This is a genomic window from Halorarum sp. SLYT50 (assembly GCF_059821265.1).
In genome coordinates this window covers 820108-844411 of the sequence record NZ_CM187555.1, presented here as the reverse complement: position 1 = coordinate 844411, position 24304 = coordinate 820108, and the positions used below count along the sequence as shown (strand labels likewise).

The window sequence follows — 24304 nt, the reverse complement described above, 5'->3', positions numbered from 1 at the left end:
CGTCCGGTCGTTCGGGTCGCCGACGCCCCACCCGCCGGTCCCGTCGGTTCGTGCGCGTGACGACACGGTCAAACCGCCGGCGACGCAACCGCGCGTATGAGTCCGAGCGCCGAGACCGAGGTACTGGTGGTCGGCGGCGGCGCCACCGGCGCCGGCGTCGCACGCGACCTGTCGATGCGCGGGGTCGACGTGGTGCTCGCGGAGCGGGGCGGCCTCTCGGCGGGGACGACGGGCCGGTCGCAGGGGGTGCTCCACTCGGGCGTGCGCTACGCCGAGAACGACCCCGCCGGAGCCGAAGAGTGCATCGAGGAGAACCGCGTCCTCCGGGACGTCGCTGGCGTCTGCGTCGCCGACACGGGCGGCTACTTCCTCTCGCTCGACGGCGACGACGGCGACTACTTCGACCGGAAGCTCGCGGCCGCCCGCGACGTCGGTATCGACGTCGAGGAGGTGTCGCCCGCCGCGGCCCGCGCGGACGTGCCGGGGCTGACCGACGGCCTCGTCCGGGCCATGCGCGTCCCCGACGGCGTCGTCTACCCCTCGCGGCTGGTCGCGACCACGGCGGCCGACGCCCGCGAACACGGCGCGGAGATTCGGACGCACGCGCCCGTCGAGGACGTTCACGTCGACGACGGACGGGTGACCGGCGCGACCGTGGCCGGCGACCGCGTGACGGCCGACGTGGTGGTGAACGCGGCGGGCGCGTGGGCCGGCGAGTGCGCCGCGCTCGCGGGCGTCGACGTGCGGATGCGCCCGACGAAAGGGGTCATGGTCGACGTCGCCTACGACGGACTCGGCCCCGTCCTGAACCGGTGTCGCGACCCCGCGGACGGCGACATCGCCGTCCCGCACCGCGGCCGGGCGGTGCTCGGGACGACGAGCGTCGCCGTCGACGACCCGGACGACTACCCGCGCGAGGAGTGGGAGGTCGAGCGGGTCGTCGCGGAGTGCGCGGAGATGGTGCCCGCGTTCGCGGACGCGACCGTCGAGTCGACGTACTGGGGGGTCCGCCCGCTGTACGACCCCGACGAGCGACGGCGAGCGGCGCAGGCGGCCGAGGCCGCGGCGGCGCGCACCGACTCCGCCGCCGCTGGCGCGTCGACCGAGTCGGGTGACGACGCGGCCGGCGGCGCGACCGGGGAGGCGCGCGGCATCTCGCGCGACTTCGCGCTGCTCGACCACGCCCGCGACGGCGTCGACGGGTTCCACTCCGTCGTCGGCGGGAAGCTCACCACCCACCGGGCGATGGCCGAAGCCGTCGCCGACCGGGTCTGCGACCGCCTCGGCGTCGACGCCGACTGCCGGACGGCCGGGGTCCCGCTCGTCGGCCGTGGAGACCCCGAGACCGTCGACGGGTTCGTCCGCGAGTTCGACGCCCGCTCGCCCGCCGACGCGGACGTGGTCGGCGAGTGACCCAAGAGCGAGTGAGTCGGCGAACCGGACCGACGACGCTTTGGCCCGTCCGTCCGGAGCCGCATCCGACCGAATGCCCGCTCCCGGCACCGACCCCGACGACGCGGACGCCGCTGACGACGACTCCGCCGGCCGCGCCACGGCCGACCCCGACTCGGTCGCGTGGACCGACCTGCCCGAGTCGCTCCCACCGCTCGCGCTCGACATCGACGGCACGCTGACGACGCCGACGCACGACCTCGACCCGCGGGTGTTCGAGGTGCTGCCCGCGTGGCCCGCGCCGGTCGTAGTGGCGACCGGGAAGGCGTTCCCCTACCCGGTCGCGCTGTGTCACTTCGTCGGGATTCCGGAGCGCGTCATCGCGGAGAACGGCGGCGTCGTCTGCGCGGACGGGCACGTCCGGTTCGAGGGCGACCCCGACCGCGTGGCCGACGCGGTCGCGGCGTTCGAGGCGCGCGGCGGCGACCTGGGCTGGGACGGCGCGAACACGACGAACCGCTGGCGCGAGACCGAGGCGGCCGCGCGGCTCACCGCCGACGAGGCGCTCTTGCGCGACGTCGCGGCGGAGTTCGACCTCGAGTTCCTCGACACCGGGTACGCGTACCACCTGAAGGCGCCCGGCGCGAGCAAGGGGTCCGCGCTCCGGGAGGTGGCGGACATCGTCGGCCGCGACCCCTCGTCGTTCGTGGCGGTCGGCGACAGCGAGAACGACGCGCCGACGTTCGCCGTCGCCGGCGAGAGCTACGCGGTGGCGAACGCCGACGAGACGGCGAAGGCGGCCGCGGACGTCGTCGTCGACGGGGTGCACATGGACGGGACGCTCGCGGTACTCGCGGGGGTGGTTGCGCGCGCGGAGCGGGAGTAGCGAGGACGGGAGACGGGAGGGGACGGGGCGTCGTCCGGCTCAGCGGTTCTCGAACGGGAGGAACGAGCCGTTGATGTCCCACTCGTGGATGCAGTAGACGTCGCCCGCCGAGCCGTCGACGCGCCACGCCTCCCACTCCTCGTCCCACCGCTCCTGTCGGCCGCACCGCTCGCAGGTCCGGTCGGTGGGGCGGCGTATCTGAACGGACATGCCGTCCGGAAGGCGCGTCCCGAGCATAAACCCTCGGACGGCGCCGGCCGGGAGTCGCTCGCCCGCGGGCGTCCGGCCGAGCGACGCCGGGGGACCGGTCGGTCCCGACGGTCGAGCGTACCCGGAAGCGGGTCAGCGGTCGGTCGGGGCCGCGAGGTCGGCGGCGACGATGCGTTCGGCGTCGGACGGGCGAGCCTCGCGTACGTACACGCTCTGGGGGTCGCAGTGGGTGGAGAACAGCCCTCGCCGGGGCCGTGTGCCGCGGCTTTATCGCCCCCGCGGTCCGACTGCTCGCATGGGATTTCACACGTTCGACGTCGAGCGCGCGGACGCGCTGGAGGACCCGGACCGCTTCCGCCACTGCTCTGCGGAGGAACTGCTCGCGGCGCTCGCGGTCCACGGGGACGCGACGGTCGCGGACCTCGGCTCCGGCACCGGCTTCTACACCGACGCGGTCGCCCCCCACGTCGGGACCTGTCACGCGGTGGACGTGCAGGCGGCGATGCACGACCGCTACCGGGCGAAGGGCGTCCCCGACAACGTCGAGTTGACGACGGCGGCCGTCGACGACCTGCCGTTCGCCGACGCCTCGCTCGACGCCGCGTTCTCGACCATGACGTACCACGAGTACGCGGGCGAGGACGCGCTCGCGGAACTCGCGCGAGTCGTCCGCCCGGGCGGTCGGGTCGTCACCGTCGACTGGACCGCCGCCGGCCCCGGCGAGGCCGGCCCGCCGACGGACGAACGGTTCGGCGTCGGCGACTGCGCCGCGGCGTTCGAGGCGGCCGGGTTCGCCGTGAAGCGAGCGGAGACGCGCCGTGAGACGTTCGTCTGCGTCGCGCGCCGCTGAGACCCCGTCGGTCTTCCACGCCCCACGGCCGCGCACGAGCGAGTGTCTGTGATCGGTGGCCGGCGTGAGAGGACGTGGGCGGGACGTTCGTGGTATCGCGTCCGGCGTTCCGCTCGACGGTTGCGACGGAACGGCCGGCTACCGATGGTCGTCCCAGAAGCTCTCTAGCCCGAACCGGAGCATGTCGGCGCTCACGGGCTGGAACTCCTCGCGCTCGGACTCGGGGAGATACTCCCGGACGCCGTTCCACGACTCGCGGGCGTAGCGGGCGTCCACGAGCGCACGCACCCCTACTTCCTCGGGGCCGCGGATGACCCGACCGACGGCCTGCCGCGCCTTCCGCACCGCGGGCACCGTCAGTGCGGTTTCGAATCCCTCCCCGAACTCGCGGTCGTACGCCGTCTTCACCGCCCGCGTCCGCGGTGAGGAGGTGTTGATGATGGGGACGCCGCAGACGACGGCGGCCGCGAGGCGGTCCCCGCGGTAGTCGACTCCCTCGGTGAGCGTCCCGCGGATGCTCGTCACCAGGACCTTGGGGTCGCCGGCGAAGAACTCGGCCTTCAGGTCCTCCGTCGCGGCGTCGGCGCTCGACTCGTCGAGCAGGACGGGCTTGTCGACGCGGTCGGAGAGGACGCCCGCCATCCACTCCGCCTCGCCGTAGCTCGGCATCCCGACGAGGACGTTCCCCGGCGTCGTCCGCGCCACCTCGACGGCCGCGTCGGCGTGCGCCTGCCGCGTCGGCGTCGCCTCCTCCCGGGCGCCGCGGTTCTGGTAGGTGAACTTGGGCGCGTCAACCGCGAACGAGGCCCGGTTCTCGGACGGGAACCCCAGCCCGTACGTCCGTTCCTCGACCGGGCGCCCCTCGTCGGCGAGGTAGTTCAGTCCGGTCACCTCGCGGAACACGTCCAGCGGCGCGAGCGTCGCCGACATGAGCACGCCGCCGCCGAACTCCGCGAGGCGTTCGCCGATGGCGTCGGCGGGCACGCAGTTGTGGAGCGCGAGGCGCGCGTTGTACGCCCGGCGCCACGAGTCCGGCGGCTCCGACTCGTCCCACGTCCGCTCCAGTTCGATCTCCCGGAAGTACGACTCGTGATCGAGGCGGTGCCACGCGTTCACCAGCCGCGCGGCCGGGAGCACCGCACGCTGCCTGTCCTCGTCCTCCGCCTCGTTCAGGATTCGGGACACGACCGCCGCGACGTGCTCCGCGCGCGCCCACACTTCCCCGTCGTAGCCCGCGTCGGCGGCCCACTCCGATAGCTCGTCCGGGGCGGGTTCCTCCGGGTCGCGAAGCGGTATCTCCTCGTCGCCGAGGTCGGTGAGGTCCGCGCGCCACCCCCGCCGCTCCCGGTCGAGGTACGCCCGCACGCGCCGGTCGAGTTCCTCCCGGAGGTCCGAGAGGAACGCCCGGGTCCGCTTCAGTTCGTCCAGCGTCACCTCCGCGTCCGCGAGTTCGCCGCGCACGAGGTCGGCGTCGGTCGTCCCCTCCGCGCGTTTCCCCTCGTCCTCGAACTCGACGGGCTGGACGACTCGCGTCAACTCGTTCTCCGCGTCGCGCAGCGTCGCGTCGCCCACCGCGTCGCTCACCAGGTCGCGGACGCGGGGTTCGAGCATGTGCGCCTCGTCGCAGACGACGAACGTCGACTCGTCGAGCAGGGGGGCGGTGAACGTCCCCGCGGTCACGGGGTCGAACGCGTGGTAGTAGTTGCCGACGACCACCTCCACCTCCGGCAGCAGCGCCCCCATCGTCGAGTGCGGGCAGGTTCCTCTGCTCGCCGACAGCCGGACGAGTTCGTCCGCGTCTATCAGCCCGGCGTCCGCGAAGTCGAACGGGACGGCCTCGCTCGGGTCGCCGTCCTCGGGCAGGTCGTCGAGGTACTGCGCGTAGAACGGGCAGAACTCCGTCCCCCCGTCGCCCGAGGCGCTCCCCCCGTGCTCGGGCGTCTCGGGCAGGTACGGCGTCGGTTCGCCCGCGGCTTCGAGGTACGAGACGCCCGCCTCGCCGGTGTCGGCGATACCCGTCTGCGCGCGGCGGGCCTGCTGGACGAGCGCGCCCGCCGTCGCGTCCCCGCCCTCGCCGGCGAGGTTCCGGGTCCGCTCGCGCAGGCCCTCGCACCGCTCGTACACGTTCCGCTCGTCGATGCCGGCCGTTCGCGCCCGGGCGTACGGACAGACGTCCGCCTTCCCGACGAGCGTCAGCCCGGAGACGGGCCGCCAGTCGTCGGGGAGGTTCTCGTTGACGGTCCGCAGGTCCGCTTCGAACTGGCGGAGTTGTTGCTTGACGCTCGTGAGCACGAGCACCCGCTCGAAGTCGCTGTCGGGGTCGCGGACGAGGTGGACGCCCGCGGTGAGCGCGAGCATCGTCTTCCCGGTGCCGCAGGCTCCCTCCAGCTGGAGGTAGCCCGAGTCGCGGGCCGCGGCGACGGCCGCCTCGACGCCGTCCTCCTGCTCGGGGTACGGCTCCGAGTGCCCGAACACCGCTCGCCAGTCCTCCGCATCGGTCACAGTCGTGGTGGCGCTCGACACGGCTTCAGTCCGTCGATGGCCGCGCTCTCCGGCATAAACGTTCGCGGCACGGTCGCCCGGTTCGGGTGCCGAGGTGGCGACCGCCTTCGACCCACCCCGCGCTCGGTGTCAGGGCCACTCGGCGGTCGCGTTGCCGGCCGACGCGAGCGCCGCGGCCGGGTCGACCAGTTGGGACCGCTCGTCGGCCGTCTCCCGGAGGATGCGCTCCACCTCCGCGGGCGCGAGGTCGCCGCCGGACGCCTCCATCCGGGCGACGGTGCCGGCGACGAGCGGAGCGGCCGCGGACGTCCCCCGGAGCCGTCCGGCCGCGTCGGTCTCGACGTCGCCGGCGGCGGTCACGTCCGAGGCGGAACTGTACGGGCGGACCCGTCCGGCCTCGCCCGCCGCGCCGACCGCGATGACTCCCTCGGCGGTGGCGGGCGCGACGGCGCTCCCCTCGGCCCCGCTCCCGCTGTGTTCGAGGCGGTGGGTCGCGGAGAACAGGTCGACCGGCCCGTCGCCGGGGTCGCGGGCGTAGACGCCGACGTAGTACTCTCCCCGGGAGAGTCTGGCGTCGATGGCCTCCGCGTTCCCCGTCTCGCGGACGGACTTCCCGACCACCGGGTCGTCCGGCCCCGGGAGGTCGCGGTAGAGGTAGAGGTCGTAGTCGGCGTCCCCCTCCCAGTAGAGCCGGAGGGTGACCCGGCCGCTCGTCGTCCCGTTCCCGAGGCGGTTGGCCTCCGTGTCGTCCGCGAACGCTACCCACCCGGCGTCGACCGACTCGCCACGCCAGTGTCGCTGTGCGTAGTTGCCCGCCGAGGTGACGAACACGGCCCCGTCCTCGGTCGCCCCCTCGGCGGTGGTGGCGATGCGGGCCATCCCCTCCGCGGTCGATGGGAAGTAGCTCCCCGCGTCGACGACGACGTCCACGTCGTTCGCGAGCAGCCACTGGACCGCCCGGTCGTACTCCGCGGGCGTCGGTCGCTGGCCGACGCCGACGAGGTAGAGGTCCGCCGAGTCCGTCCGGTCCGCGATGACCTCGGCGACCGCGGTGTCGTGTGCGCCGCCGCCCTCGAACCCGAGCAGTCGGTCCCCGACGCGGTGGTGCGCGCCGACTCTGCCGGCGAGTTCCGGGTGCGTGCGCTCGAACGAACTCCCGATGACGCCGACTCGGACGCCCGACTCGGAGTCGTCCGTCGGTACCGGGTCGCGGACCGGCCGCAGGGCCGGCGACCCGTTCGCGCTCGGGGCGGAGCTGTCCGCCGGGAGCACGGGCCGCGCGTCCCCCCCGCCCACCCCGGCGATGTGTACGTTCGACGCGCCGCCGAGACCGCTCGCCAGCAGAGCGACGACGAGCACTACCGCGACCAGCGGCGCGCGCCGTCTGCTCACGGGAGACTCCTCCCGTTCGGTCGCCGGCGGCCGTCGACCATCACTCGCTCCGCAGGCGTTCGACCGCGGCGAACGCCGCGACGACGAGCAATCCGCCGGCGAGGAACGCGACGCCGGGCGGGAGCAGCCCGAACGCCGGCCCGACCGCGCCCCCGACCGAGTCACCGACCCGCGGGCCGACCGCCGGGCCGCCGAGTCCCGTCCCGGTGCCGAACCCCCACTGGACCAGCGCGCTCGCCAGCCCGAGCAGGCCGAGCACCCCGAGCAGTCCGCGCAGCGAGTCGAGGAACGACGAGCGGTCCTCATCGCTCCCGACGGCGACGACGAGGCGCTCGCTCGTCGGTTCGTACACCGTCATCTCGCGCCCCTTCACGGAGTAGCGAGTCCCGGCGGACGCGACGAGGCCGGCGTCCCGGAGGTTCCCCAGGTGGTGGCGGACGTTCTGGACCGACGTGTCCGCGTGCTCTGCCAGTTCGGAGGCGGTGTGCGGGTCGTCGTGGAGGGCGCTCAGGAGCGACCGGGCGGTGTCCGAGGAGAGCGACCCGATGAGCGCGTCCGCGTCGTCGTCGTCGAGCCAGCAGACGCGCGTCCCCTCGGCGTGCTCGGCATCACCCCCGTCCTCGGCGTCGGTGCGCTCCGGCTCGTCGAGGCCGCCGGTCGCCGCCGCGTCCGGGTCGGTGGCGTCGTAGCCACCCTCCAGGGCGTCGGCGTCCGACGGGAGCAGGCCTGACATACGCTGTCCTTTCACACACGTGAACTAAACGTTTCCGTCACGTTTCGCGACGGTCCCATCGAATCCAACCCCGAGTCCCGACGGACCGTCGGTCGCGTCCGTACACGGTCGGACAGGTCCGTCGTTCGGACGCCACGTTCGTTCGCCGTTCGACCGGCGGGCCCGGTGCGCCCGCAGCGGCCCGCCGATTTACGGCCGTGCCCGACGAAGCACGCGCCACCCATGATATCTACCGACCGGATGGCGGCGGTCGACCGGAACGCCGCCGCGCTCGGCGTCCCGCAGAAGCAACTGATGGAGTCGAGCGGGAACGCGGTCGCTCGCGCCGTCCGCGAGCGGGCGGCCCCCGGCGACCGCGTGACGCTCGTCTGCGGCCGGGGGAACAACGGCGGCGACGCGATGGCCGCGGCCCGATTCCTCGAGGCGTTCGACCTGCGGGTCGTCCTGCTCGGCCGGCCCGAGACCCTCTCGACGACCATCACCCGGGAGAACTGGGAGGCGCTCGGGGAGGCCGAGATTCCGACCGAGGCGTGCACCGACTCCCGCGCGTTCGCGCTCGACGACCCGGACCTGGTCGTCGACGCGATGCTCGGCACCGGCGTGGCGGGCGCGCTCCGGGAGCCGGAGGCGAGCGCCGCGCGCGCGCTGAACGACTCGGCCGCCGACGTGGTCGCCGTCGACGTGCCCTCCGGCGTCGACGCCGACACCGGCGAGGCCGAGGGGGTCGCCGTCGACGCCGACGTCGTCGTCACGTTCCACGACGAGAAACCCGGACTCGACGCGCTCGGTGCCGAGGTGCGCGTCGCGGACATCGGCATCCCCGACGCGGCCGAGACGTTCGTCGGGCCGGGCGACCTGCTCTCGGTCCGCCGGGACGCGGGAGCGACGAAGGGCGACGCCGGGCGGGCGTTCGTCGTCGGCGGCGGGCCGTACACCGGCGCGCCGGCGCTCGCGGCGCAGGCGGCGCTCCGGGCGGGCGTCGACCTCTCGTTCGTCGCCGTCCCCGAGTCGGTGAAGACGCCGATTCAGGGGTACACGGAGGACCTCATCGTCCAGCCGTACGAGGGGGAGTACCTCGCGCCGCGACACGTCGACGACCTCGTGGAGACGGCCACCGCACACGACGACGTGGTGGTGCTGGGGCCGGGGCTGGGCGACGCCGACGAGACGCTCGACGCCGCCGGTCGGTTCCTCGAGTCGTTCGACGGCAGGGCGGTCGTCGACGCCGACGCGCTCCCGGTCGTTCCGGACGTCGACACCGACGCGACGCTCGTGTTGACGCCCAACCGGAAGGAACTCGCCGAACTCGGCGGGCCGGAGGTCGACGACCTGCGCGCGCACCGGGCCGACGTCGAGGCGCTGGCGGCCGACCTCGGGCACGTCGTGCTGGCGAAGGCCAAGGACGACGTGATATCCGACGGCGAGGTGACCCGCGTCTGCCGGACCGGGACGCCCGGGATGACCGTCGGCGGCACCGGCGACACGCTGGCTGGCGTGACCGCCGCGATGCTCGCGACCCACGACCCGTTCGCGGCCGCCTGCATGGCGACGTACGTCAACGGCCGCGCGGCCGAACTGCTCGACGACGAGGTGGGCCACGGCCTGCTCGCGTCGGACCTGCTCGACGCCATCCCGCGGGCCGTCTGGGGCGACGACGATGCGTGAGGACCCCGGCGGGGCCGGACGCGAGGGGGGCGACGGGAGTGAGGCGACCGGGGACGACCGCTCCTCCGACGAGGACGCAGCGACGCTGACCCACACCGACGAGTCGGGCGACGTGCAGATGGTCGACGTTGGCGACAAGCCCGACACCGCCCGGCGGGCCGTCGCGCGCGGCACGATTCACCTCCGCGCGTCCACCGTCGACGCCGTCAGGGGAGACGAGGTGGCGAAGGGCGACGTGCTCGCCACCGCGCGGGTCGGCGCGGTGCAGGCGGTGAAACACACGTGGGAGACGATTCCGATGTGTCACCAGATTCCCGTCACCGGCGTCGACACCGAGTTCGACGTGGCCGACGACCGGGTGACGCTCACCGTCGCCGTCGAGACGACGGGGAAGACGGGGTGCGAGATGGAGGCGCTGGAGGGCGTCACGACCGGGCTGAACGTGGTCTGGGACATGGTGAAGGCGGCCGAGAAGGACGACGACGGCCAGTACCCGGGCACGCGGGTGACGGACGTCGAAGTCGTCTCGAAGGAGAAACGCCCGCTCGACTGACGGACGCACGGCCGGTCGTCGCTCGGTCGCTCAGTAGCTGCCGAGGTCGGCCGCCAGTTCGCGCGCGTAGCCGAGCGGACCCGTCCGCGGCGCGCCCGCCGGTCGCGGGGCGGTCGCCTCGCCGTAGCGGTCGAAGACCGTCTCGATGCGGTACGCGAACCGGCGGGTCGTCGTCCCGTCCTCGCCGTCGCGGACCCGTTTCGTGACGACGCGCCGGTCGTCCAGCCGACGGAGCAGTCCCGTCTCGGCGTCGAGCGTCGCGGCGACGCGGCTCCCGTCGTGGACCGCAGTGGCCGCGAGCAGCGGCGGCACCCGGGCGTACGCGTCGGGGTCGTCAAGACCGAACGTCACCGTCTCGCGCTCACCGTCGTCGCTGCGGTCAAGTTCGCGCCACTCGGCCCGGTGCGGGAGGACGTACTCGCCGAACCCCGGGTCGACGCCGCCGTTCGCCGAGCGGTAGACCTCCGGAGCGTCGAACCGCGGCGGCTCGCCGGGGTCGCGCGGCGTCGGTGCGTCCCAGTCCGACAGCACCGTCCCGTCGGTGACGTGGTGGACCGAACTCCGCGGGAGCGGGACGTCGCCGTTCGCCGCGTTCGACCGCTGGATGCGCGCCCGGAGGTCCGGCGACGTGGGGCCCGGTGCTCCCGGCGGGACGCGCTCGGTGGTGTACACCGCGAGCGTCCGTCGACGCGAGTGTTCGTGGACGCGGCGGTACCGCGCGCTCGGGTACGGCGAGTCGTCGGTGCCGTCCGCGAGCACGGTGACGCGTGTGACCGCCCGGTGGTCCACCGCGTGCAGTCGCCGACCCGCCGCGACGATTCGCTCCGCCGGCGACCCGTCCGGCGTTCCCCCGTCCGGGTCGTACGGCCGGTGGTCGGCGACGCGGAGCGCCCCGTAGCCGCCGAGCGTCGCGGCCGCGGTTCCGAACGCGGCGAGCGCGCGCCGGCGGTTCACGGCTCCCCCGTCCCGGTCGCCGTCCGTCGTCTCCGCCTCCGTCCGGCGGGCCGTCTCGGTGGCCGGTGGCTGGTCGTCGCGGTCCCAGACGTCGAGTTGCACGGCGGTGTCCGGCCCGCCCGGGGGTTCCCAGACGACGCGGACGGTGCTCGCCTCGGCGACCGGGTGGACGAGCGAGTCGCCGGGCGCGAGGGGGAACCGTTCGACCGGGTCGTCGTCCGACCGGCCGGAGACCCACGTCGTCGTCCGGCGGTCGGTGCGGACGCTGAGTCGGCCGGTGTTGTCGGGCGTGATTCGGCTCCCGCGTTCGAGCCCGACACGGTAGGCGGGCCGGTCCGGGAGCCAGGTGAAGGCGGCGAAGACGTTCGGTGGCGCGGTCGGAGCGGCGGGCGTGGAGGGCGGGTCGGGCGCGAGACCGCAGCCGGAGAGGGCGGCGGCCCCGCACGCGAGGAGGCGGCGGCGAAACACGGCGACGCTCTCCGGCGAGGCGATATAGGGGTTCGCGCCCGGGAATCAGTCCTGAGACGCCGCCCCAACGCCGCGTCCGGACTCGGTTCCGGCCGCCGTCCCCCGTCGGGGGATACCTTTTAACCCCGGCACCGGTATCAGTACCCATGATTTCGCTCGACGAAGCCGTGACAGCGCGGCTGGAGTCCCACGGCGCGCGCTTCGAGGTGCTCATCGACCCCGACGCGGCGCTGGCGATCAAACGCGGCGAGTTCGACGGCGACCTGGAGGACGTCATCGCCGCGGAGGACGTGTTCGAGAACGCCTCGCGGGGCGACCGACCGGCCGAGGAGGACGTCGAGGAGGTGTTCGGGACGACCGACCCGCTGGAGATAATCCCCGAGGTCGTGAAGCGCGGCGACATCCAGATAACCGCCGAACAGCGGCGCGAGATGCAAGAGCAGAAGCGGAGACAGCTCATCAACACCATCACGCGCAACGCCGTCAACCCACAGATGGACGACGCCCCTCACCCGCCCGAGCGCATCGAGCGCGCACTCGAGGAGGCGGGGTTCAAGGTCGACCCGATGGAGACGGTCGAGTCGCAGGTGGACGACGCGCTCGACGCGCTCCGGCCGGTCATCCCCATCCGGTTCGACGAGGTGACCATCGCGGTCCAGCTCCCGGCCGACCACGCGGGCAGCGGGCAGGCGAAGGTGCGCGAGTTCGGGGACCTGGAGCGCGAGGAGTGGCAGAACGACGGCTCGTGGGTCGGGGTCGTCACGTTCCCCGCCGGACTGCAAAACGAGTTCTACGACCTGGTGAACGAGGTGTCGAGCGGCGAGGCGGAGACGCGCATGGTGAAAGACGAGGACGACCTCAACACCCGGTAGTCCGACGGCGGTCGCCGTCGTCGTCTCATCCCTTCTTGAACCCGACGAGGAAGCCGCCCGTGAACCCCGCCGACACCGACAGCGTCGAGAGAATCGTCTCCAGCCACGACGGCGGCGTGCCCGCGGCGGCGTCCTCGCTGGCGCTCACGATGCCCGCGGTGAGCTTCTCCCAGTCGACGACGATGATTTCGCGCGACTCGAGGAACTTGAACAGCGCGAGTTCGAGCCCCACGATGACCGCGATGAGCTTCGCGACCTTCTTGGCCGCGAACCCGATAATCCCCCCGATGACCGCTCCGGACCCGAACTCCAGCCCCAACTGTTTCGGGTCGAGTTGTATCTGGAGCGTTGCGACGTCCAACATACCCCCGAATTACCGGCTACCGTTAAGTCGTTTGTGGGTCCCTGCTCCGGCCGGCCGACCCGGCGGGAACTTCAAGTCGGCGGGCCGCGTACCCGCGCGTGTGCGACACACGGAACCCGGACGACTCGAGCGGCGTGGGACCCAACGCGAGGTGACGGGCGCCCGTCCCTGACGGCGTGCGAGCCGTCGTCGCGAAGCGCGTCGACCGCGGGAGCGCCAGCCTCGACGAGATAACCGACCTCGCGAGGGCGGCGGGCTACGAGGTGGTCGGGACGCTGACGCAGACCCGCGAGGAGGACGCTGCCTACCACTTCGGCGAGGGGAAGGCCGACGAACTCGCGACCCTCGTCGCCGAGACGGCCGCGGAGGCGGTCATCGTCGACAACGAGGTGGGACCGTACCAGACGTTCAACCTCGGGCAGAAACTCCCGGAGGGCGTCGAAGTAGTCGACCGGTTCACGCTCATTCTCGACATCTTCGGTCAGCGAGCGAACACGCGGAAGGCGCAGCTCCAGGTCGAACTCGCGCAACTCCGCTACGAACTCCCGCGCGCCGAGGTGAAAGCCAGCCTCGCGAAGCGGGACGAGCGCCCCGGGTTCATGGGACTCGGCGAGTACGACGAGTCGCGCGAGCGCGACATCAAATCGCAGATATCGCGCATCAAGGACGAACTCGACGACATCGCCGACAAGGAGAAGGAGCGGCGCGCGCGCCGCCGGGAGTCCGGGTTCGACCTCGTGGCGCTCGCGGGGTACACCAACGCGGGCAAGTCGACGCTGATGCGCCGCCTCGCGGCGGAACTCGACGTCGACGAGAACGAGGACCGCCACCCTGACCTCGACGACACCGCCGAGTCGGAGGACATGCTGTTCACCACGCTCGGGACCACCACGCGCCGGGCGGACACGGGCAAACGCGACGTGCTGCTCACCGACACCGTCGGGTTCATCTCGGACCTCCCCCACTGGCTGGTCGAGTCGTTCCAGTCCACGCTGGAGTCGGTGTACCAGGCGGACCTCGTCCTGCTCGTCGTGGACGCGAGCGAACCGGTCCAGTCGATGCGCGAGAAGCTCGTCACCTCCCACGACACGCTGTACGAACGCAACGAGGCGCCCATCGTCACCGTGTTCAACAAGGTCGATAGGCTCTCGCCGGAGGAACTGCGCGAGAAGCGCGAGGCGCTGTCGGCGCTGGCTCCCAACCCGGTCGCTGTGTCCGGGCTCACGGGCGAGAACGTCGACGAACTCCGCGAACGCGTCGAGACGGAACTCCCCGACTGGAAGCGCGAACGCCTGCTGCTCCCGCTGACGGACGGGGCGATGAGCCTCGTCTCGTGGGTCCACGACAACGCCCACGTCGAACGCGAGGAGTACGACGAGGACGGCGACCACGTCACGCTGGAGTTCGAGGCCCGGCCGGCGGTCGTCGAGCGGTCGCGGGCCCGCGCGGCCGAACTCGAGCGGGCGGCCGAAGCCGGCGCGGAGTCGGCGTAGCGTCGTCCTACACGGCCGGAACGGGGGCCGTAACTATCCCCCGCGTTCCGGTCGGTTCGGTCGAGATGAGCGAACGCCTGTTCCACGTCGTGTGCCGCGACTGTACCGTCGAGTCCATCCGTCGCTCGGCAGCCGACGCCGAGAACGCCGCGACGTCGCACGCGCAGACCACGGACCACCGGGTGTCGGTGGGTCGGCTCGAGTGAGACTCGAATGACGTATCAGGGGGCCGGTCGTGGCCCTACGCATGAGTGACGATGCGGCCGACCGGTTGGCGGTCTGTCGAACCGCCGCGGAGCGCGGCGGCGACCTCGCGCTCGACTCGTTCCGGACGGCACTGACCGTCGAGACGAAGGGCGACAGTCACATCGACGCGGTGACCGAGGCCGACCGGGCGGTCCAGCGGACGGTCATCGAGTTCATCGGCGAGCGCTACCCCGACGACCCGGTGGTCGGCGAGGAGGACGACGCGCTGAAGGAGGTCCCCGAGGAGGGACCGGCGTGGGTGGTCGATCCGATCGACGGGACGAACAACTACGTCGCCGGCAACCGCAACTGGGTGACCAGCGTCGCGTTCGTCCGCGACGGCGACCCCGTCGCGGCGGCGAACGTCATGCCCGCGACGGGCGACGTGTACGCGGCGGGCGCCGACACCACCATCCGGAACGGCGACCCGGCGACGACGAGCGACCGCGAGGACCCGGAGTCGTTCCTCGTCCACCCGCTATTCGGACTCTCCGCGTCCCACCGTTCGAAGCTGGTGTCCGCCGTCGAGACGGGGATGACGGAGTTCGGCGACGTGCGGCGGTTCGGTTGCGCGCAGGCGGCGCTGTCGGGCGTCGCCTGCGGCGAACTGGAGGCGGCCGTCTCGACGGTGAGGCTCAACGACTGGGACACCGCCGCGGGCGTCCACCTCGTCCGGCGGGCGGGTGGCGTCGTCACCGACGCGCACGGCGACCGGTGGACTCCCGGCGCCGAGGGGTTGCTCGCGTCGAACGACGCGGCCCATCCCCGACTCGTCGATGCGTTCGGGTTGTCGGGGTCCGGGACCGGGAACGGTCGCTGAACGGACGACGCGTCCGTCGTCTCTCGTCGGACGCCCTCGTGTGCGCCCCTACCGGAGCGACTCGACGACGCTCAGCAGGTCGTCCTTCTCCTGCACCCCGACGAGGCGCTCGGCCGGTTCGCCGTCGGCGTAGAACTGGAGCGCCGGGATGCCGCGGACGCCCGCCTCGCTCGCGAGCGCCTGGTGCTCGTCGACGTCGACCTTCAGAACGGTCAGGTCATCGACCTCCTCGGCGAGTTCCTCGACCGTCGGCTCCAGCATCTTGCACGGGCCGCACCAGTCGGCGTGGTAGTCGACGAGGACGATGCCCTCGCTCGTGAGGTCCTCGAACTGCTCGGTGCTCTCGACGTGAATCGGGCTCGACTGCTGAGTCTGACTGCTCACGGTGGCCGTTCGGTCGGCCGGGTGATAACGGTTCCACACGCGTGTCGGGGGGACGCACGACCGCCGAAAGGGGAGCTTATCGGCCCCGCGGGCGTGGACGCGCGCCCGTCACACCTGATACGAGAGGAGGACTCCGTCGTCCACCCGCTCTACGTCCGCGAGTTCCAACGCTGCGAACCCCTCGAGGAACCCCTCGCCGTCCGCGAGCGTCGGCGCGTCGCGGCCGCCGACGAGGAGCGACCCGACGTACACGGTGAGTTCGTCGACGAGTCCCGCCTCGAACAGGGAGAATATCAGCTCACCGCCACCCTCCACCATCAACCGGTCGACGCCCCGCGACTCCAGTTCGTCGAGCGCGGCGGGGAGGTCGACTCGGTCGCCGCCCGTCTCGACGAGGGTGGCGCCCGCGTCGCGGAGCGCCTCCGCGTCCGCGGGGTCCGCCCGGTCGGTGACCAGCACGTACGTCTCCGCCTCGTCGTCGAGGACGCGGGCGTCCGGCGGCGTCCGGGCGCGCGAGTCGGCGACCACCCGCGCCGGGTTGCCCGGGCGGCCGTCGCGGAGGCGGTGGACCCGGCGGTCCTCCTCGTCGAGCGTGAGGTGCGGGTCGTCCGCCAGCACCGTGCCCACGCCGACCATGACGGCGTCCGCGGCGGCCCGCACCCGGTCGACCCGGTCGAAGTCGGCCGGGCCGCTGATGGCGACCTGTTCGCGGCGCCGCGAGGAGAGTTTCCCGTCGACCGAGACGGCGGCGTTGACGTGGACGTACACGACCCCTAGTTGCGGTAGCCGAGCGGCTTCTTCTGTTCGACTTCGATCTCGACGTGGACCGAGTCGGGGAACTCCATGTGGCCCACCTCGCGGGCGATGTGGTCGTTGCCGTGGATTTCGAGGCGGCGGGCGAACACCTCGTACCCCCAGGTCCCGAGTTCGCTCCCGGGCGAGAGCTGGTCGTACAGCGGGACGCGGACGTGTTCGGACGGTTCGGTGTGTGGTCCCTTACACTCCGCACCCTTGCGTTCGAGCATCTCGCGGAGGCCGTTCACGGTGTCGTCGAGCGCGGCCCGGTCGCCGCTCTGGAACCGGAGTTTGGTTACGAAGGTCATGGGTGGCTGGGTACGTCTCCGACTACGACCGCCGACGCGTAAAAGCGCATCTACCTCTCCCGCGCCGGGCCACGTGGCCCCGTGATGCCCCGCGTGTGCCGGCCGCGCTCGCCGCTCCGATATTCTCTTAAGACGGGGTAGCTTATCTGTGTGCAATGTCGGTCGAAGCGACTAGCGCCGGAGCCATCCTCTTCCGCGACACCCGCGGCCGAAGGGAGTACTTACTCCTGAAGAGCCGACCGGGGGACTGGGAGTTCCCGAAGGGCGGGGTCGAGGGGGAAGAGGAGCTCCAGCAGACCGCGATTCGAGAGGTACAGGAAGAAGCAGGCATCTCCGAGTTCAGGCTCATCGACGGGTTCCGCGAGGAGTACGACTACGTCTTCGAGGCGGGCGGGAACACCATCCACAAGACGGTCCACCTGTTCATCGCCCACTCGTTCGAGGCGTCCGCCGAACTGTCGAACGAGCACCGCGACCTGCAGTGGCGCGACTACGAGCAGGCGCTCAACACCATCACGCAGGACGGCCCGCGCGACATCCTCAAGGAGGCGCACGACTACCTCGACGCGCTCAGCGCGGACGAGGACTACCTCCTCGGACAGCAGTCCTCGTAGACGGCGAGGGGCGGAGGAGGTCTCGCCCCTGTCCCGTTCGCGGCTCTCGGAGCCGCCGGTCCACCGAAACCGCTATCGGCGCGTCCGTCCGTGGACCGAACGTGTACCTCGGCGCGGGGGACAGCGAGTTCTCGTTCGAACTCCTCGTGTGTCGGTGGGCCGAACTGGCCTGGCACCCCGTCGACGGCCCCCGGCCGGTCGTCGTCGCCCGGCAACTCGGGACGCGCGAGCGGCGGTGGGACACGGTGGTGCTCGAGGTCGACCCCGGCGCGTTCGCCGAGCGACGGCTGTTCGGCGAGCGGGGGCTGGACAGGGACCTCCTGCGCGTCGTCCGCGGCGCGCCCGCCGACTACGAGTGGTACCGCGACGCGCTCGCCGACCCGGGGTTCCCGTGGCGCTACGTCCGGGAGGCAATCCACCGCGCCGCGGAGCGCGACTTGGTCGAGGAGCGGACCGGAGCCGGGGGGCGAGTCGAGTTCCGCCGGGTGCGCGAGTACCCCGACTGGGTCGAGCGGGTGGTCGTCGTCGAGAACAAGCCCGACCTCGACGCGAGCGCGGCCCGCGCGCTCGCCGACCAGTTGACCCACGACGTGGAGGCGGGCCTCGCGGACGAGGTGTGGGTGGCGACCGGGGCGACGGGCCGCCGCGTCTCGCCCGCGCTGCTGGAGGACATCCCGGTCGAGGTGGGCGTCCTGGAGTTCGACTTCACCGACGGCGTGACCGCCGACGCCGGCGAGGTGCTCTGGCACCCCTCGCGGCTGGACGCCGACGCGGACCCCGACAGGCGGCGCGTGCTCGCCGAGCGGGCGTACGGGACGGGCTGGCGGAGCTTCCACGGGACGATGCGGCCCGACTGCCGCGCGTTCACGCTCCGGCGGGAGGGGCGCGCGCTCGTCCCGTACTGCGAGGCGAAGGGGTGCCACCAGACGACCGCGGAGTGTTCGGGCGGCTGCCCGTCGTTCTCGCCCGAACCGCCGGCGTGGCGCACGCGCGGGTGGCCCGTCGAGGGCGGACCGGGGAAGGGGATTCGCGCGCTTTTGGACCGGCGGCGCGCCCGCGAGCGCGCGGCGGCCGCCCGAGGGCGGCGAGGGGGACCCGAGGCGCCCGAGCCCGGCCTCGACCCGTGACTGCCGCTGTCGAGACGCCGTGGGCTGTCACTCGCTGACTTCCACGTCGACGGCGTCGCGGTCGACCGAGAGCCGGAACGTCGGGACGGTCCGGTACTCCACGTCTACGACGCCCTTCCGGCGGAGGCTCTGGAGCGCCCGCCGGACGTCGCCCGCCTCGGGGTCGACGCCGAAGCGGTCGCGGACCCTCTGGAGGACGGAGACGACCGACGCCGAGCGCTCGTCGGGACCGGGGACCACCTCGAACACCTGCGCGTGGAGTTCGGGCACCCGGATGCGGTCGGGAACACCGCCCTCGCCGCCGTCGTCCTCGACGCCGGGGTCGACGCCCGTCAGGTCGGCGGCCTCGCTCGTCGCCCGGATGAGACTGTTGTCGTCCCGGTAGTAGTAGTCCGAGAGGTGGTTCTCGAGGTACCGGTGGACCTCGCTCCCGCTCTCCAGCCCCCACCGCTCCTGCAGTTCGGCGTTCTTTGTCGGCTGGAGGCGGACCACGTCGGCGAGACGCTCCAGTTCCTCGTCGGTGAGGCTCATCGGCGGGGGATTCCGACTGGGAGTATTTGGACCCCGCGATTCCGCCGAGTCGCCGCCACGATCCGGAGCCGGAGCGACGAGGCGGCGAGAGGCGCCGGGCCGGCGGCGGACGCCTCCGAGACGACGGCGCAGTCGTCGCGGTGAGCGGGGGGAAACGGACGTCGAGGTGGGTGAGTGGTCGTCCGATGGTTCCAGCGTCACCACCGGTTCGCCAGGGTTGTCGGTGACCGTCTCGGTTCGTCGGGCGCGGGACGGACAGTACCGTTTAGTCCGTTCCTGCCGACACCAGTGTCATGCCGATGCCCGAAACGCTCCGTGTCGACACGACGGGTGACGTCGCCACCATCACGGTCGACCGCCCGGAGAAACTGAACGCGCTGAACGCCGAGACGCTCGAAGCGCTCGAGACGGCGCTCGATGAGGCCCGCAGTGCGGACTCGCGGTGTCTCGTGCTCACCGGCGCGGGCGACGACGCGTTCGTCGCCGGCGCCGACATCGCGGCGATGAAGGAGTTCTCGACGCCGGAGGCGCAGGCGTACGCCGAACTGGGTCACCGCGTCACCCGGGAACTGGAGACGTTCCCCGCGCCGACGGTGGCGGCCATCAACGGCTACGCGTTCGGCGGCGGCTGCGAACTCGCGCTGGCGTGTGACCTCCGCGTCGCCGCCGAGGACGCCGTGCTCGGACAGACCGAACTCGACCTCGGCATCGTTCCGGGCTGGGGCGGAACCCAGCGGCTCCCGCGACTCGTGGGCGACGAGGTGGCGCGCCGGCTCGTCTTCTTCGGCGAGCGCATCGACGCGACCGACGCGCTCGAGTACGGACTCGTCGGCGAGGTGGTCGCGCACGACCAGCTGACGAGTCGCGTCGAGGAGCTGGCCGCGGAACTCGCGGCCCGCCCGCGGTTCGCGCTCCAGGCCGCGAAGGAGGCCATCAACGCCGCCGGCGACCACTCGCTCGACGCCGGGCTGGCGTACGAGCGCCGGGTGTTCTCGGGGCTGTTCGGGACGCACGACCAGGTCGAGGGGATGGAGGCGTTCCTCGAGAAGCGCGACCCCGAGTTCGAGTAGGCCGTCGCCGAACGGAGGGACGCGACGGCGCACGACGGCGGGCGTTCGGGTGGACTCTCCCCACGACCCGACGCCGTCGAGCGAGCGAGGCGACCGGACCGACGGAGTCGAAACTGGAAGCCGGGAGACCGTGGTCGGGCCCCGTCAGTCGCCGAGGCCGGGCGAGAGGCTCGCGTCGTCGCTCACGTCCACCGTCTCCTCGACCTGCGTGACGACGAGGACGAACGCGACCACGGCCAGTACCGCACCGACCACGAACGGCGTGGCGAACCCGAACGTCCCGCCGACGAGGTAGCCCGACGCGAGCGGGCCGATGGCGACGCCGAGTCCGAACGCCATCGTGAGCACGGACAGCGTGGTGCCGGACTCTCCCTCCTTCGCGAGGTCGCCCGCGAGCGCGAGCGACGGCGCGAACACCATCGCGACGCCGACCCCCTGCACGAACCGGACGAGCACCATCGCCGCGGGGGCGGCGACGCCCGCACCGACCAGTTGCGCGGAGACGAACCCCTGCGCGAGCGTCGACGGGACGAGCAGCGCCGTTCCCGCGACGAGGAACGGTTTGCGGCCGTACAGGTCGCTCCCGCGCCCGACCGGTATCTGGAAGAACACGTTCGCGAGCGTGACGGCCCCGAACTCCAGTCCGAACAGGAGCGGGTCCTGCCCGAGCCTGGCGTTGATGCTCTCCTGGAGGGTGGCGAACAGCGAGATGCCCACCCCCATACAGACGGTGGCCAGCCCGAGAGTGAACACGGGGTCGAGCAGGTGTCGCCCGTCGGGGTCGAAGACGGCGAGCGCGAGGTCGCCGCTCGCGGCCGCCTCCGTGCGCTCGGGGTCCGAGACGAGCGCGGCGACGAGCGCGAACGAGACGACGGCGCCCGCGACGGCGACGGCGAACGCGGCGTCGAACGAGTACGCCTCCACGACGACGCCGGCGACGATGGGACCGAACCCGAAGCCGACGAGCCGGAACGTGTTGAACACGCCGAAGTTCCCCCCGCGGTCGTCCCCGTCGGCGAGTTCGTTCACGAGCGCGACGGTGGCGGGGATGGTACACGCCGCGCCGACTCCCTGCACCACCCGGAGGGCGACGACGGTCAGGTAGTTCGTCGCGAACAGGAGCGCCCCGCTCGCCCCCCCGAGCAGCACGAGACCGGCGAGCACGAACGCCTTCCGTCTGCCCGTTCTGTCCGAGAGTCGGCCCGTGAACGGCTGGGCGAAGGAGTTGAGAAAGCCGAACAGCGACAGGACGAACCCGATGAGTAGCGGCCGCGTCACGGTCAGCGTGACGCCGCCGGCGCCGTACGTCCCGGTCAGTCCGCCGAGGGGAATCTGGTTGCTCCCGACGAACAGCGGGAGGACGATGATGAGAAACGAGTTGCCGATGGCGTCGGCCATCCGCGCGAACCCCAGCGCGAGCACGCGACGGTCCGTGTCGAGAACACCCATCTACCGCGGCTACGAACGGCGCGGGAAAACCGGTTCCGACTCCCGGTCCGCGTTGCCGGCTACCGGGCGGGGGCGGCAAGGTTTACGCCGTGAGCCGACGATGGTTCGAGTATGTCACGCGTCAAACTCTCCCGCGTCGAATCGCTGTTCGAGGAACTCTCGTATCCCATCTCGCGGGCCGAGGCGGCCGACGAGTTCACCGACACCACGGTCACGTTCGCCGACGGCGAGGGGAACCTCGGGAAGTACATCTCCGAGTGCCCCAGCGCCCAGTTCGCGGGCTCGGACGAACTCCTCGCGGACCTCAACAACGTCCTCCCGGTCGAGGCGGTGGGAGAACCGGGACAGTCCGAGGGCGACGCGTGACCCCCGCGACCAATCCCGCCGTTTAAGTACTGCGACCGACGAGGGGGCAGGTATGGAGTTCTGCGACGAGTGCGGTTCGATGATGAAAACCGAGGGGGAGACGTGGGTGTGCCCGAACGGCCACGAGAAACTCCGCGACGAGGCGACGGAGGCCGCGATGACGACGACGCAGGGACAGGAGTCGGGCGAGATCGTCGACGTCTCCGAGATGGACGCCTCGGAGGTCGGGCCGACGGTCGAACAGAAGTGCCCGGAGTGCGACGAGGTGCGGACCGTGCGCTACGAGATGAAGCAGATACGCTCGGCCGACGAGTCGGAGACCCGGTTTTTCACCTGCACCGTCTGCGGGCACAAGTGGCGCGAGGACGACCACTGAGCGGTCCCGGACCGAACTGAGCCGAACTGGTGGAGGACCGAGACGAACTGGCCAGAGCGGTCATTTCTCCCGGATTTCGTCCCGTCTCGCGGGCAGTAGCGCGTCTCCGGCGAGCGGGTGGTACACCCCACACGCCGAGCACGTTCGCTCCGACGCGCGGTCCTCACGGCCGCGGAAGAGGGGGAGACGCACGGGAGAACGCGAGAGACGAGTACCGTGTCGAAGTAGACGGACGCGGCGACGCTGACTGCCGTCGAGGCGACCAGGCCGACGAGCGCGGTGTGCGTCCGGGTTACTATCCTCGTTACTCGTCGTCCTCGTCGGGGTCGACGACCTTCTTCCCCGTCTCCTGGGGCACCACGCGCCGGTCGGCGTCCGTCCACTCGCGCTCCAGTTCTCGGCCCTCGAACAGGCGGTCGAGGAACACCGCGAGGCCGGCCACCTCCGAGTGGGGCTGGTTCGTCACGCCGACGTTGAAGTCGGCGCGCTCGTAGAAGTCGAACGGCACCTTCTCCCCGCCGACGACGACGAGCAGCGGGCCCTCGGCGTGCGCCGCGCGCACCTCGGACTCCACGTCCTGCACCCGCTCGCCGTACATCGTCAGGTGGGCGACTGGTCCCTCCCAGTCGCGCGCGAACGCCCGCTGGTCGTCGCGCAACTCCACCTCGAACGGGCCGCCGAAGCGGTCGGTGACGCCCCGGACCGTCTCGGCGGCCTGCCCGGCGTTCGCCGGGAACACCACCCGGTCGGCGCCGAGCGCACGCGCGGTCAGGCCGACGTGGGTGGTCATCCGGTCGTCCCGTCCCGGCCGGTGGCCGTACCGGAGGACGGTGACGTGGCTGTCGTGCATACGGGGAGACGGTGCGCGTCGGTAAAGGGCGGTTCGTTTCGGTCGCGTGGCGGTGCCGCTTTGTCCGGGTGGCCCGAACGTCGGTCGATGACCGGATGACCGAGCGACCCGAGGTACGCGCGGACGTCTCGGACGCCGACCTCTCCGGACGAACGGCGCTCGTCACGGGGTCGACGTCGAGCGTCGGTCGTGAGACGGCGCTCGCGCTCGCCCGTCTCGGTGCGGACGTGCTCGTCCACGGACGCGACCGGGCGGCCGGCGAGGAGGTCGTTCGAGCCGTCGAGGCCGCCGGGAGCGACGCGACCTTCCACCGCGCGGAGTTCGCCGACCCCGCCGAGGTGGACGCGCTCGCCGACGCCGTCCGTGCGGAGTGCGGGACGCTCGACTCGCTCGTCCACAACGCCGGCGCGCACTTCCGGACCGGTGCGCTCGTGGACGCGGGAGCGGCCGACGTCGAACGCACGTTCGCCGTCAACCACCTCGCGCCGTTCAGGCTCACGACGCGGCTCCGCGACCGCCTCGCCTCCGACGCCCGCGTGGTGGTCGTCGCCTCCGGCGTCCACTCGCGGGCGACCGGGGCGTTCGACGTCCGTTCGACCGAGGGGTACGACGGGCTCGACGCGTACGCCCGCTCGAAACTGGCGAACGTGCTGTTCGTCCGGGCGCTCGCGCGGCGGTTCGACGGGCCGACGGCGAACGCCTGTCACCCGGGATTCGTCCCCGGGAGCGGCCTGTGGCGCGACGCCTCGCTCCCGGTGTCGCTCGCGGTGGGCCTGCTCGCCCGCCTCCCGGCCGACTCGTCCCGTTCGTCGACACGCCCGCGAGCGCCGCCGCGACGCCGACGTACCTCGCCGCCGCCCCGGCCGTCGCGGCCGTCTCGGGCGCGTACTTCTCCGACTGCGAGCGGACGGAGCCGTCGCCCGCCGTGCGGCGTGCGGGCGCCGCCGCGGACCTCTGGGCGCTGAGCGAGGAACTGACGGGGCTGTCGTGGGACCGCTCGGTGAACCCCACCGACGAGTAGTACTCGGGTGCCG

General features: G+C 72.4%; 27 protein-coding genes. 15 read left to right on the top strand and 12 right to left on the bottom strand.

Going from position 1 to position 24304, the window contains the following annotated elements:
* Window positions 1–96 precede the first annotated feature (96 nt).
* Together AC6RUA_RS04450 and AC6RUA_RS04445 are read left to right on the top strand one after the other, a co-directional pair.
* Window positions 97–1413, top strand: a complete 1317-nt coding sequence (locus tag AC6RUA_RS04450; protein WP_499814736.1) for an FAD-dependent oxidoreductase — start codon at window positions 97–99, stop codon at window positions 1411–1413.
* A gap of 73 nt (window positions 1414–1486) precedes the next feature.
* On the top strand, window positions 1487–2278 hold the full coding sequence (locus AC6RUA_RS04445; protein WP_499814735.1) for an HAD-IIB family hydrolase: 792 nt from the start codon (window positions 1487–1489) through the stop codon (window positions 2276–2278).
* Between the two features lie 39 nt (window positions 2279–2317).
* On the opposite strand, the gene AC6RUA_RS04440 is transcribed toward AC6RUA_RS04445, so the two are convergent.
* Window positions 2318–2488, bottom strand: coding sequence for an HEWD family protein (locus tag AC6RUA_RS04440; RefSeq protein ID WP_499814734.1), 171 nt, complete (start codon window positions 2486–2488; stop codon window positions 2318–2320).
* A gap of 295 nt (window positions 2489–2783) precedes the next feature.
* On the opposite strand from AC6RUA_RS04440, the gene AC6RUA_RS04435 reads away from it, so the two are divergent.
* Window positions 2784–3338 (top strand): class I SAM-dependent methyltransferase, encoded by a 555-nt coding sequence (locus AC6RUA_RS04435; RefSeq protein WP_499814733.1) that lies wholly within the window; start codon window positions 2784–2786, stop codon window positions 3336–3338.
* A 138-nt stretch (window positions 3339–3476) separates the two neighbouring features.
* Here AC6RUA_RS04435 and AC6RUA_RS04430 read toward each other — a convergent pair whose 3' ends face one another.
* From AC6RUA_RS04430 to AC6RUA_RS04420, 3 genes are all read right to left on the bottom strand, one after another.
* Window positions 3477–5840: an ATP-dependent DNA helicase gene (locus AC6RUA_RS04430; protein WP_499814732.1), complete on the bottom strand. Its 2364-nt coding sequence runs from the start codon at window positions 5838–5840 to the stop codon at window positions 3477–3479.
* Window positions 5841–5969: 129 nt separating this feature from the next.
* A complete protein-coding gene (locus AC6RUA_RS04425; protein ID WP_499814731.1) occupies window positions 5970–7232 on the bottom strand; it encodes a S8 family serine peptidase in 1263 nt (420 codons plus the stop codon).
* A gap of 40 nt (window positions 7233–7272) precedes the next feature.
* On the bottom strand, window positions 7273–7965 hold the full coding sequence (locus AC6RUA_RS04420) for an ArsR/SmtB family transcription factor (protein WP_499814730.1): 693 nt from the start codon (window positions 7963–7965) through the stop codon (window positions 7273–7275).
* A gap of 222 nt (window positions 7966–8187) precedes the next feature.
* Between AC6RUA_RS04420 and AC6RUA_RS04415 the strand changes: the two genes are divergently transcribed.
* Window positions 8188–9630, top strand: a complete 1443-nt coding sequence (locus AC6RUA_RS04415; protein ID WP_499814729.1) for an NAD(P)H-hydrate dehydratase — start codon at window positions 8188–8190, stop codon at window positions 9628–9630.
* Window positions 9623–10183 carry a cyclic pyranopterin monophosphate synthase MoaC gene (moaC, locus tag AC6RUA_RS04410; protein WP_499814728.1) on the top strand — a complete coding sequence of 187 codons (561 nt, stop codon included), beginning with the start codon at window positions 9623–9625 and terminating at the stop codon, window positions 10181–10183. Before AC6RUA_RS04415 ends, moaC begins: the two co-directional genes overlap by 8 nt.
* Window positions 10184–10213: 30 nt before the next feature.
* Here moaC and AC6RUA_RS04405 read toward each other — a convergent pair whose 3' ends face one another.
* Window positions 10214–11605, bottom strand: coding sequence for a hypothetical protein (locus AC6RUA_RS04405; RefSeq protein WP_499814727.1), 1392 nt, complete (start codon window positions 11603–11605; stop codon window positions 10214–10216).
* 146 nt (window positions 11606–11751) lie between these two features.
* Between AC6RUA_RS04405 and AC6RUA_RS04400 the strand changes: the two genes are divergently transcribed.
* The gene (locus AC6RUA_RS04400) at window positions 11752–12477 is read left to right on the top strand and encodes a ribosome assembly factor SBDS (protein WP_499814726.1); all 726 of its coding nucleotides are present in this window, start codon (window positions 11752–11754) and stop codon (window positions 12475–12477) included.
* A gap of 25 nt (window positions 12478–12502) precedes the next feature.
* Here AC6RUA_RS04400 and AC6RUA_RS04395 read toward each other — a convergent pair whose 3' ends face one another.
* Window positions 12503–12841 (bottom strand): FUN14 domain-containing protein, encoded by a 339-nt coding sequence (locus AC6RUA_RS04395; protein WP_499814725.1) that lies wholly within the window; start codon window positions 12839–12841, stop codon window positions 12503–12505.
* A 176-nt stretch (window positions 12842–13017) separates the two neighbouring features.
* Between AC6RUA_RS04395 and hflX the strand changes: the two genes are divergently transcribed.
* The 3 genes from hflX (at window position 13018) to AC6RUA_RS04380 (ending at window position 15400) form a co-directional block, all read left to right on the top strand.
* The gene (gene hflX / locus AC6RUA_RS04390; protein WP_499814724.1) at window positions 13018–14334 is read left to right on the top strand and encodes a GTPase HflX; all 1317 of its coding nucleotides are present in this window, start codon (window positions 13018–13020) and stop codon (window positions 14332–14334) included.
* 65 nt (window positions 14335–14399) lie between these two features.
* Window positions 14400–14540: a hypothetical protein gene (locus AC6RUA_RS04385; RefSeq protein ID WP_499814723.1), complete on the top strand. Its 141-nt coding sequence runs from the start codon at window positions 14400–14402 to the stop codon at window positions 14538–14540.
* Window positions 14541–14581: 41 nt separating this feature from the next.
* The gene (locus AC6RUA_RS04380) at window positions 14582–15400 is read left to right on the top strand and encodes an inositol monophosphatase family protein (protein ID WP_499814722.1); all 819 of its coding nucleotides are present in this window, start codon (window positions 14582–14584) and stop codon (window positions 15398–15400) included.
* 48 nt (window positions 15401–15448) lie between these two features.
* On the opposite strand, the gene trxA is transcribed toward AC6RUA_RS04380, so the two are convergent.
* From trxA to AC6RUA_RS04365, 3 genes are all read right to left on the bottom strand, one after another.
* Window positions 15449–15784: a thioredoxin gene (trxA, locus tag AC6RUA_RS04375; protein ID WP_499814721.1), complete on the bottom strand. Its 336-nt coding sequence runs from the start codon at window positions 15782–15784 to the stop codon at window positions 15449–15451.
* Between the two features lie 108 nt (window positions 15785–15892).
* A complete protein-coding gene (locus tag AC6RUA_RS04370) occupies window positions 15893–16552 on the bottom strand; it encodes a 2,5-diamino-6-(ribosylamino)-4(3H)-pyrimidinone 5'-phosphate reductase (RefSeq protein WP_499814720.1) in 660 nt (219 codons plus the stop codon).
* 5 nt (window positions 16553–16557) lie between these two features.
* The gene (locus AC6RUA_RS04365) at window positions 16558–16887 is read right to left on the bottom strand and encodes a 30S ribosomal protein S10 (protein WP_499814719.1); all 330 of its coding nucleotides are present in this window, start codon (window positions 16885–16887) and stop codon (window positions 16558–16560) included.
* A gap of 155 nt (window positions 16888–17042) precedes the next feature.
* On the opposite strand from AC6RUA_RS04365, the gene AC6RUA_RS04360 reads away from it, so the two are divergent.
* Entirely contained in the window at window positions 17043–17501 is a 459-nt protein-coding gene (locus AC6RUA_RS04360) for a bis(5'-nucleosyl)-tetraphosphatase (RefSeq protein WP_499814718.1), read from the top strand.
* A 101-nt stretch (window positions 17502–17602) separates the two neighbouring features.
* Window positions 17603–18628: a DUF5787 family protein gene (locus AC6RUA_RS04355; protein WP_499814717.1), complete on the top strand. Its 1026-nt coding sequence runs from the start codon at window positions 17603–17605 to the stop codon at window positions 18626–18628.
* A 27-nt stretch (window positions 18629–18655) separates the two neighbouring features.
* On the opposite strand, the gene AC6RUA_RS04350 is transcribed toward AC6RUA_RS04355, so the two are convergent.
* Window positions 18656–19159 carry a DUF5797 family protein gene (locus AC6RUA_RS04350; RefSeq protein ID WP_499814716.1) on the bottom strand — a complete coding sequence of 168 codons (504 nt, stop codon included), beginning with the start codon at window positions 19157–19159 and terminating at the stop codon, window positions 18656–18658.
* Between the two features lie 299 nt (window positions 19160–19458).
* Here AC6RUA_RS04350 and AC6RUA_RS04345 point away from each other — a divergent pair, with 299 nt between their 5' ends.
* Complete coding sequence (locus AC6RUA_RS04345; RefSeq protein ID WP_499815396.1) at window positions 19459–20229, top strand: enoyl-CoA hydratase/isomerase family protein; 771 nt, start codon at window positions 19459–19461, stop codon at window positions 20227–20229.
* A gap of 144 nt (window positions 20230–20373) precedes the next feature.
* Here AC6RUA_RS04345 and AC6RUA_RS04340 read toward each other — a convergent pair whose 3' ends face one another.
* A complete protein-coding gene (locus tag AC6RUA_RS04340; RefSeq protein ID WP_499814715.1) occupies window positions 20374–21678 on the bottom strand; it encodes an MFS transporter in 1305 nt (434 codons plus the stop codon).
* A gap of 111 nt (window positions 21679–21789) precedes the next feature.
* Here AC6RUA_RS04340 and AC6RUA_RS04335 point away from each other — a divergent pair, with 111 nt between their 5' ends.
* Together AC6RUA_RS04335 and AC6RUA_RS04330 are read left to right on the top strand one after the other, a co-directional pair.
* Window positions 21790–22044 carry a DUF5789 family protein gene (locus AC6RUA_RS04335; RefSeq protein ID WP_499814714.1) on the top strand — a complete coding sequence of 85 codons (255 nt, stop codon included), beginning with the start codon at window positions 21790–21792 and terminating at the stop codon, window positions 22042–22044.
* A 52-nt stretch (window positions 22045–22096) separates the two neighbouring features.
* Window positions 22097–22420 carry an RPA12/RPB9/RPC11 RNA polymerase family protein gene (locus tag AC6RUA_RS04330; RefSeq protein ID WP_499814713.1) on the top strand — a complete coding sequence of 108 codons (324 nt, stop codon included), beginning with the start codon at window positions 22097–22099 and terminating at the stop codon, window positions 22418–22420.
* 304 nt (window positions 22421–22724) lie between these two features.
* On the opposite strand, the gene AC6RUA_RS04325 is transcribed toward AC6RUA_RS04330, so the two are convergent.
* On the bottom strand, window positions 22725–23270 hold the full coding sequence (locus tag AC6RUA_RS04325; RefSeq protein WP_499814712.1) for a tRNA (cytidine(56)-2'-O)-methyltransferase: 546 nt from the start codon (window positions 23268–23270) through the stop codon (window positions 22725–22727).
* A 95-nt stretch (window positions 23271–23365) separates the two neighbouring features.
* On the opposite strand from AC6RUA_RS04325, the gene AC6RUA_RS04320 reads away from it, so the two are divergent.
* Window positions 23366–24235, top strand: a complete 870-nt coding sequence (locus AC6RUA_RS04320) for an SDR family NAD(P)-dependent oxidoreductase (protein ID WP_499814711.1) — start codon at window positions 23366–23368, stop codon at window positions 24233–24235.
* Window positions 24236–24304: the final 69 nt, after the last annotated feature.

Excerpts from the sequence above, each read along its gene's own strand:
- AC6RUA_RS04340 (WP_499814715.1), bottom strand. The coding sequence starts at position 21,678 with ATGGGTGTTCTCGACACGGACCGTCGCGTGCTCGCGCTGGGGTTCGCG.
- AC6RUA_RS04360 (WP_499814718.1), top strand. The coding sequence starts at position 17,043 with ATGTCGGTCGAAGCGACTAGCGCCGGAGCCATCCTCTTCCGCGACACC.
- AC6RUA_RS04330 (WP_499814713.1), top strand. The coding sequence starts at position 22,097 with ATGGAGTTCTGCGACGAGTGCGGTTCGATGATGAAAACCGAGGGGGAG.
- AC6RUA_RS04440 (WP_499814734.1), bottom strand. The coding sequence starts at position 2,488 with ATGTCCGTTCAGATACGCCGCCCCACCGACCGGACCTGCGAGCGGTGC.
- AC6RUA_RS04400 (WP_499814726.1), top strand. The coding sequence starts at position 11,752 with ATGATTTCGCTCGACGAAGCCGTGACAGCGCGGCTGGAGTCCCACGGC.
- AC6RUA_RS04420 (WP_499814730.1), bottom strand. The coding sequence starts at position 7,965 with ATGTCAGGCCTGCTCCCGTCGGACGCCGACGCCCTGGAGGGTGGCTAC.
- AC6RUA_RS04385 (WP_499814723.1), top strand. The coding sequence starts at position 14,400 with ATGAGCGAACGCCTGTTCCACGTCGTGTGCCGCGACTGTACCGTCGAG.
- AC6RUA_RS04320 (WP_499814711.1), top strand. The coding sequence starts at position 23,366 with ATGACCGAGCGACCCGAGGTACGCGCGGACGTCTCGGACGCCGACCTC.
- AC6RUA_RS04435 (WP_499814733.1), top strand. The coding sequence starts at position 2,784 with ATGGGATTTCACACGTTCGACGTCGAGCGCGCGGACGCGCTGGAGGAC.
- AC6RUA_RS04325 (WP_499814712.1), bottom strand. The coding sequence starts at position 23,270 with ATGCACGACAGCCACGTCACCGTCCTCCGGTACGGCCACCGGCCGGGA.
- AC6RUA_RS04335 (WP_499814714.1), top strand. The coding sequence starts at position 21,790 with ATGTCACGCGTCAAACTCTCCCGCGTCGAATCGCTGTTCGAGGAACTC.
- AC6RUA_RS04415 (WP_499814729.1), top strand. The coding sequence starts at position 8,188 with ATGATATCTACCGACCGGATGGCGGCGGTCGACCGGAACGCCGCCGCG.
- AC6RUA_RS04450 (WP_499814736.1), top strand. The coding sequence starts at position 97 with ATGAGTCCGAGCGCCGAGACCGAGGTACTGGTGGTCGGCGGCGGCGCC.
- AC6RUA_RS04380 (WP_499814722.1), top strand. The coding sequence starts at position 14,582 with ATGAGTGACGATGCGGCCGACCGGTTGGCGGTCTGTCGAACCGCCGCG.
- AC6RUA_RS04445 (WP_499814735.1), top strand. The coding sequence starts at position 1,487 with ATGCCCGCTCCCGGCACCGACCCCGACGACGCGGACGCCGCTGACGAC.
- moaC (WP_499814728.1), top strand. The coding sequence starts at position 9,623 with ATGCGTGAGGACCCCGGCGGGGCCGGACGCGAGGGGGGCGACGGGAGT.
- AC6RUA_RS04350 (WP_499814716.1), bottom strand. The coding sequence starts at position 19,159 with ATGAGCCTCACCGACGAGGAACTGGAGCGTCTCGCCGACGTGGTCCGC.
- AC6RUA_RS04365 (WP_499814719.1), bottom strand. The coding sequence starts at position 16,887 with ATGACCTTCGTAACCAAACTCCGGTTCCAGAGCGGCGACCGGGCCGCG.
- AC6RUA_RS04395 (WP_499814725.1), bottom strand. The coding sequence starts at position 12,841 with ATGTTGGACGTCGCAACGCTCCAGATACAACTCGACCCGAAACAGTTG.
- AC6RUA_RS04345 (WP_499815396.1), top strand. The coding sequence starts at position 19,459 with ATGCCCGAAACGCTCCGTGTCGACACGACGGGTGACGTCGCCACCATC.